The organism is Vibrio fujianensis (genome assembly GCF_002749895.1).
GTDB classification, from domain to species: Bacteria; Pseudomonadota; Gammaproteobacteria; order Enterobacterales; family Vibrionaceae; genus Vibrio; species Vibrio fujianensis.
Map to the genome: position 1 here is coordinate 580,115 of NZ_NBUS01000054.1, position 437 is coordinate 580,551.

The following is a 437-nucleotide window of genomic DNA, read 5'->3' on the forward strand; positions in this document are numbered from 1 at the left end:
AGCGCAACGGATATGGCGGCAGTCTCTATTGCGGCAAGCATCTGGCTCCCCTCTATCTTATTTGGTATCGGCTTACTGATGGCGCTGGTTCCTGTTGTTGCACAGTTAAATGGTTCCGGCCGACAAGAGCGTATCTCGTTTGAAATCCAACAAGGCATTAGCTTAGCATTATGGGTATCTATCCCGATCATTCTTGTGCTATTCCAAACCAAAACCATTTTAGGCTTAATGGATGTTGAGGCCTTAATGGCTGAAAAAACCATTGGCTATATGTACGCGGTGATGTTTGCTGTACCCGCTTTTCTTCTTTTCCAAACCTTACGCAGCTTCACCGATGGAATGTCTCTGACCAAACCGGCAATGGTGATAGGCTTCTTAGGCTTACTTTTCAATATCCCATTAAACTGGATTTTTGTTTACGGTAAATTTGGTGCGCC

At 44.9% G+C, this 437-nt stretch carries 1 protein-coding gene; it reads left to right on the forward strand.

Features of this window, described 5'->3' with window-relative positions:
* Positions 1-437 (forward strand): MATE family efflux transporter (locus tag B7C60_RS19740; protein ID WP_245869580.1); only part of this gene is annotated, 437 nt, incomplete at both ends.